Source organism: Bradyrhizobium sp. SZCCHNRI1029, assembly GCF_032487555.1.
In the GTDB taxonomy this organism is placed as follows: Bacteria; Pseudomonadota; Alphaproteobacteria; order Rhizobiales; family Xanthobacteraceae; genus Bradyrhizobium.
Genome location: NZ_JAUEUK010000012.1, coordinates 199,343 through 206,589, shown reverse-complemented (window position 1 = coordinate 206,589; position 7,247 = coordinate 199,343). Strand labels below are relative to the sequence as shown.

The window sequence follows — 7,247 nt, the reverse complement described above, 5'->3', positions numbered from 1 at the left end:
CCGCGTTGACCGTTTCTTTCGAATGCCCATCGCAACCTCCTCATCGAGTGTTGCGACGACCAATTGAATCCGCCGGTCGTTTCGGCTGAACCTGTGGTTCCTGCCCCGTGCACTCTTTCACGCACGGGGGCCACGGGCCTCAGCCGAGGCCCGGCCTTCCCTGCGCCCTTGCTTCGGATGAGGGCGAACGATTTGCATCACTCGGGCGCGAGAAGCGTTGCGAGAATGAGGATGTTTGTCTCCGTCATTGCGAGCAGCGAAGTCCCACTGCAGAGGCGGCCTGGATTGCTTCGCTGCGCTCGCAATGACGATGGGGGTGGGCAGCTCGTGCTCCGTACTCAGCTGCCATCCCCCGCGAAAGCGGGCGATCCAGGACGCCGCGGCCTCTCGAATCAAGCTGAACCGTCTCGGAGGACCGGATCGCCCGGTTGAGCCGGGCGATGGCGGAGAGCGTGGCTGCAGCTGGGGCTCAGGCGCACGGCGTGCTCCAGCACAGGGACAATGGTCACGCACCTATCAACACCCGTCCACACCCCGGATATGACCTCCGCCCGATCGCTCCCTATATAGACAGCACAGCAACCCGAATCGCAGGCCATGCGCGTCTTCACCGTTCCCATCTCGGCGCCGTTCCTGCGCAGCGTGATCGCCGCGCTGGTCGACGGCCGGCTGGTCGACGGCTTCGAGGCACGCAGCGATCCCGCCCGGCTCGCGACCGCGACGCTGTATCTGCCGACGCGGCGCTCCCTGCGGGTGGCGCGCGAGATGTTCCTCGACGAGCTGAAGACCGATGCCGCGGTGCTGCCGCGCCTGGTCGCGCTCGGCGATATCGACGAGGACGAGCTCGCCTTCGCGGAGGACCGCGACGCGTTCCTCGGGCCGGCGCCGCTGGAGATTCCGGAACGGCTCGACGACCTGCAGCGCCGGCTCACGCTGGCGCGGCTGGTCGCGGCCTGGGCCAAGACGCCGGTGTCGGCGCCGCTCGTGATCGGCGGGCCCGCCTCGACGCTTGCGCTGGCCGGCGACCTCGCGCGGCTGATCGACGACATGGTGACGCGCGGCGTGTCGTGGGATGCGCTCGATGCGCTGGTGCCGGATCAGCTCGACAAATACTGGCAGTATTCGCTCGAGTTCCTGCGCATCGCGCGGACCGCGTGGCCGGCCTATCTGCAGGAGATCGAGCGCATCGAGCCGGCGGCGCGGCGCGATCTGCTGATCGCGGCCGAAGCGGCGCGGCTGTCGGCGCATCCCGATGGTCCCGTCATTGCCGCAGGCTCCACCGGCTCGATGCCGGCGACGGCAAAATTCCTGCTCGCCGTCGCCAAGCTGCCGCATGGCGCGGTGGTGCTGCCTGGGCTCGACACCGATCTCGACGAAGCCGCGTGGAATTCGATCGGCGGTGCCAAGGACCGCGCCGGCCGCGTGTTGACGCCGCCCGCGGTCAATCATCCGCAATATGCCATGCACCTGCTGCTCAAGCGCTTCGGCCTGGAGCGGCGCGACGTGATCCGCCTCGCACCACCCGGCCGTGGCGGCCGCGAGGTGCTGATCTCAGAAGCGATGCGGCCGTCGGAAGCCACCGCCGTCTGGCACGAGCGCCTGCGCCAGTTCGACATCGCCGCCAACATTGCCGAAGCGATGGACAATCTCGCCGTCGTCGCCGCGCCCAATCCGGAAATGGAGGCGCTGGCGATTGCCATCGCGATGCGCGAGGCGCGCCATCTCGGCAAGTCCGCTGCGCTGGTGACGCCGGACCGCGCGCTGGCGCGCCGCGTGATGGCGGCGCTGACGCGCTGGCACCTGACGTTCGACGATTCCGGCGGTGACGCGCTGTTGGAGACGCCGGCCGGCATCTTCGCGCGCCTCGCCGCCGAAGCAGCCGCGCGCGGACTGGAGCCGCCGACTTTGCTGGCGCTGCTCAAGCATCCGCTGTGCCGGCTCGGGCGCGCCGCGAATGGCTGGAAGAGTGCCATCGAGACGCTGGAGCTCGCGGTGCTGCGCGGCACGCGGCCACAAGCCGGAAGCAGCGGGCTCGCGCGCGACTTCGCGCGCTTCCGCGACGAGCACACCAAGCTGCACCAGGGCGAAGCATCATCGCTGCACAAGGCCGAGCCGCGCGCGCGTCTCAGTCCCGAGCAGCTCGACCGCGCCGGCGCACTGATCGCGCAATTGCAGACGGCCCTGGCGCCGCTGGAAAACCTCGCCTCGCCGCGCCCGCAGGATTTCGCCGAGCTCGCCGCGCGGCATCGTGAGGTGTTGATCGCGCTCTCGACAGACGATGTCGGTGTCAGCACCGCGTTCACCGATCGCGACGGCGCGGCGCTGGCGCGCTGCTTCGACGACCTGCTCGCGTCCGGCGAGCGCTGCGGCCTGATGGCGCCGCTGTCGGACTATCCGGATCTGTTCCATACCGCCTTCTCCGATCGCGCGGTGCGCCGGCCCGAGCGCCACGGCGCGCAGCTGCAGATCTACGGTCCGCTCGAAGCGCGACTGATGCAGGCCGACCGCATGATCGTCGGCGGCCTGATCGAGGGCATATGGCCGCCGGCGCCGCGCATCGATCCCTGGCTCAGCCGCCCGATGCGGCATCAGCTCGGCCTCGACCTGCCCGAGCGCCGCATCGGACTATCAGCACACGATTTCGCACAACTGCTCGGCGCGCCTGAGGTGATCCTGACGCACGCCGCAAAATCGGGCGGCGCGCCGGCCGTGGCCTCGCGCTTCCTGCACCGTCTCGAAGCCGTCGCTGGCGCCGAGCGCTGGAAGGCGGCGACCGCGCGCGGCGAGACTTACGTCCGCTATGCCGAGGTGCTCGACCAGCCCGCCGCGGTGAAGCCGGTCGAACAGCCGGCGCCGAAGCCGCCGCTGGCAGCACGGCCGCTGCGCATGTCGGTGACCGCCATCGAGGACTGGCTGCGCGATCCCTACACCATCTTCGCGCGCTACATCCTGCGGCTCGATCCGCTCGATCCCGTCGACATGCCGCTGTCGGCCGCCGATCGCGGCTCGGCGATTCACGAAGCGATCGGCGAATTCACGCAGACCTATGCCGATGCCCTGCCGCTGCATCCGGCGCATGCGCTGCGCGTGATCGGCGAGAAGCACTTTGCGCCGCTGATGGAGCGGCCCGAGGCGCGGGCGCTGTGGTGGCCGCGTTTCCAGCGCATCGCCGGCTGGTTCGCGGCGTGGGAGACCGCGCGACGCGAGCAGATCGGCGCCATCACCGCGGAGATCCGCGGCGAGATCGGCATTCCCTTGGATCAGGGCCGCACCTTCATCCTGTCGGCGCGCGCCGACCGCATCGAACAGCGTGCCGAGGGCACCTACGCCATTCTCGACTACAAGACTGGCCAGCCGCCGACGGCCAAGCAGGTGCGCATGGGGCTGTCGCCGCAGCTCACACTCGAAGCCGCGATCCTGCGCGAAGGCGGCTTCGACGGCATTCCCGCCGGCAGCCTGATCAGCCAGCTCGTCTATGTCCGCTTGTCCGGCAACAACCCGCCGGGCGAAGAGCGCATTCTCGAATTGAAGATCAACAAGAGCGACCCGCCGCAACATCCGGACCAGGCCGCGCAGGAGGCGCGCGAAAAGCTCGAGGCATTGATCCGCAGCTTCGAGGACGTCAATCAAGGCTACACCTCGCTGAACCTGTCGATGTGGGCGAACCGCTACGGTAGCTATGACGATCTCGCCCGTATCAAGGAATGGTCGGCGGCCGGCGGCCTGGGGGTGGAGGAATGGTGAAGGCGCCCCGCCCCATTCCGCAGGCCGTGCGCGAGGCGCAGACGCGCGCATCGAACCCGGCTGCCTCCGCGTTCGTGTCGGCCAATGCCGGCTCGGGCAAGACGCATGTGCTGGTCCAGCGCGTGATCCGGCTGCTGCTCGACGGCGTGCCGCCGGAGAAGATCCTCTGCATCACCTTCACCAAGGCCGCGGCCGCCAATATGGCCGAGCGCGTGTTCTCGACGCTCGGCCATTGGGTGACGCTCGACGACGACGCGCTCGACGGCGCGATCCAGTCCACCGGCATTCCCAATCCCGACAAGAAGCTGCGGGCCTCGGCGCGAAAACTGTTCGCCAGCGCGCTGGAGACGCCGGGCGGATTGAAGGTGCAGACCATTCACGCGCTGTGCACGCGGCTGCTGCAGCAGTTCCCGTTCGAAGCCAACGTGCCGGCGCGGTTCTCGGTGCTCGACGAGCGCGACCAGACCGAGATGATGGAGCGCGCCAATCTCAAGGTGCTGCTCGACGCCGCCCGCGCGCCCGACAGCGCGGTCGGCCGCGCGCTGCAGGTGGCGATGGCCAATGCGGCGGATTCGACCTTCAAGGACGTCGTCCGCGAGGCCTGTCTGAGCCGCGATCACTTCATGGCCTGGACCGATGGCGCCGGCCGCGTCGAGGTTGCCGCGCAACATCTCGGCGAGGTGCTCGGCATCAGCGCCGGCGAGACGCTGGAAGCCATCGAGCGCGACATTGTCGACGGCCCCAATCTGCCACTGAGGGATTGGACCGATATCGCCGCGCGGCTCGACGGCGGCGCCAAGACCGACCAGAAGCAGGCGGAGCAACTCCGCGCCGCACTGGCGTTCTCGGGCGCCGATCAGGTCGATGAATATCTCCGCGTATTCCTGACCGAGGACAAGGAGCCGCGGAAGTCCCTGCTCACCAAGAAGTTCGCCGACGCCAATCCCGGCATCGCCGGCCTGTTCGAATCGGAGGCGCGCCGGCTCGATCGCCTGATCGAAAAGCGTCGCGCGGCGGTCGTGCGCGACCGCACCGAGGCGCTGTTGCAGATCGCGACCGCCGCCGCTGCGAACTATCGCCGCGAAAAAGAAGAGCGCGGCCTGCTCGACTACGACGACCTGATCGACAAGACGCTGGCGATGCTGAACCGTGTCTCCGCCGGCTGGGTGCACTACAAGCTCGACCGCGGCGTCGATCACGTGCTGATCGACGAGGCGCAGGACACGAGCCCCCGGCAATGGGACATCGTCGCCCACATCATCGAAGAGTTCACCGCCGGCGCCGGGGCGCGCGACGGACTCACGCGCACGATCTTCGCGGTCGGCGACGAGAAGCAGTCGATCTTCTCGTTCCAGGGCGCCGACCCGCACGAGTTCGATGCGCGCAGGCGCCAGTTGCAGAAGCGCTTCACCGACGCCGGGCTGCTGTTCGATCCGGTGTCGTTCACCTATTCGTTCCGCTCCGGGCCGACGGTGCTGCACGCGGTCGACCACGTGTTCCGCGAGCGCGACGTCTACAGCAGCATCCACTCGCCTGACATCGGCCATCCCATCCACAACGCGCTGACCGATGCCGGACCGAGCATGGTCGAGCTCTGGAGCCTGTGCGAGCGCGACGACCGCAAGGAGATCGAGGGCTGGCGCGCGCCGTTCGACGGCGTCTCCGTCACCAGCCCCGAGGTGAAGCTTTCCAGGCGCATCCAGGCAGAGATCAAGCGGCTGATCCAGACGGGCACGATGACCGGCCATGACGGCGCGCGGCGGCGGCTGAGCTATGGCGACATGCTGATCCTGGTGCGCCGGCGCGGCAACGCCTTCGATGCTGTCATTCAGGCGCTCAAGCACGCCGGCATCCCCGTCGCCGGCGCCGACCGGCTGAAGCTGACCGAGCACATCGCGATCATCGACCTGATGAACCTCGCCGACGCGCTGCTGCTGCCGCAGGACGATCTGGCGCTGGCGACCGCGCTGAAGAGCCCGCTGTTCGGGCTCGACGACGACGATCTGTTCAAGCTGGCGTGGCAGCGTCGCGGCTCGCTACGCGACGCACTCACGGCGCACGCCGCTGACGACGCGCGGCTGCAGGCGGTCGTACGGCGCTTGCAACAATGTGAGCGCCGCGCCGCGGAGGACACGCCGTTCGCCTTCTATGCCTGGCTGCTCGGCGGCGATGGCGGCCGGCGCCGCATCCTGGCGCGGCTCGGCCACGAGGCCAATGATGCGCTCGACGAGTTCCTCGAGCTCGCGCTGTCCTACGAGCGCAAGGCGCCGGCCTCGCTGCAGGGCTTCGTCGCCTGGCTGCGCGCCGCCGACACCGAGGTGAAGCGCGACATGGAGATCTCGCGCGACGAGATCAGGGTGATGACCGTGCATGGCGCCAAGGGCCTCGAGGCGTCCGTCGTCTTCCTGGTCGACACCACCTCGTCGCCGGCGGATTCGCAGCGGCTGCGGCTGATCCACGTGCCGCATGGCGAGCAGGAGATCGTGGTCTGGGCCGGGCGCAAGGCCGACGATCCGCAGCCCGTCGCGGCGGCACGCGTGGCGATGCTCAAGGAGACCGAGGACGAGTATCGCCGGCTGCTCTATGTCGCGATGACCCGCGCCGCGGATCGGCTGATCATCGGCGGCTGCATGCCGGGCAACATGAACAACGTCCGCGGCGGCAGCTGGTACGATCTGATGGCGCGCGGATTGGACGCCGCCGGCCTGCAGGTCGAGGTGATCGAAACCGAGGACGGGCCGGTCAAGCGCTATGCGCGGGCCGAGGACATCGCGGAAACCGCTGCTGACAAAACGCGGCCCATGGTCGAGACGGCCGTCGAACTGCCGGCGTGGCTGCGCACGGCGGCGGTGGAGGCGCCCGGCGAGGTCGCTGTGCTCCGGCCGTCCGATCCATCCGCCGACGAGCGGCCGGTGCGCACGGGCGAATCGCTGGCGGCGCGCAGCCTCGCGATGCAGCGCGGCACGCTGGTGCATCGCCTGCTGCAGTCGCTGCCCGACGTGGCGCCGGAGCGGCGGCGCGATGCCGCGCTGCGATATTTGATTCGCAACGCCGCCGACTGGCCGGAGGACGAGCTCGTGGGGCTTGCGGAACGCGTGCTCGCCGTGGTCGAAGACCCGCGCTTTGCCGCGGTGTTCGCGGCCGGGAGCCGGGCGGAAGTCTCGATCGTGGGCCGCCTCGCACTGGCCGGCCAGCCTCCGGCACTGGTCTCCGGCCAGATCGACCGACTGGTGGTCACCGGGACCGAGGTGCTGATCGTCGACTTCAAGACCAACCAGCAGCCGCCCTCGGGACTCGCCGATGTGCCCCCGGCCTATGTCCGGCAGCTCGCGCTGTACCGCGCAGTGCTTGGCCAATTGTACCCCGGCCGCGTCGTCCGCGCCGCGCTGCTCTGGACCGAAGCCGCTGAATTCATGGAGCTTCCCGCCTCCGCGCTGGACGCCATGCTGCCATCCCAGCACGTCTGAGTGAGCCCGCTTGACCCGGGATCACGCCATTCCTAC

Annotated in this window: 2 protein-coding genes; both read left to right on the top strand. The window is 69.1% G+C overall.

Going from position 1 to position 7,247, the window contains the following annotated elements; genetic code table 11:
• Positions 1 to 597: 597 nt before the first annotated feature.
• Positions 598 to 3,744 (top strand): double-strand break repair protein AddB, encoded by a 3,147-nt coding sequence (gene addB, locus QW861_RS28975; protein WP_316193807.1) that lies wholly within the window; start codon positions 598 to 600, stop codon positions 3,742 to 3,744.
• Positions 3,738 to 7,211 (top strand): double-strand break repair helicase AddA, encoded by a 3,474-nt coding sequence (gene addA, locus QW861_RS28970; protein WP_316193806.1) that lies wholly within the window; start codon positions 3,738 to 3,740, stop codon positions 7,209 to 7,211. The genes addB and addA overlap by 7 nt, the downstream gene beginning before the upstream one ends.
• Positions 7,212 to 7,247 lie beyond the last annotated feature (36 nt).

Bases quoted from the DNA above. Each gene is read 5' to 3' on its own strand.
- addA (WP_316193806.1), top strand. From the start codon at position 3,738: ATGGTGAAGGCGCCCCGCCCCATTCCGCAGGCCGTGCGCGAGGCGCAG.
- addB (WP_316193807.1), top strand. From the start codon at position 598: ATGCGCGTCTTCACCGTTCCCATCTCGGCGCCGTTCCTGCGCAGCGTG.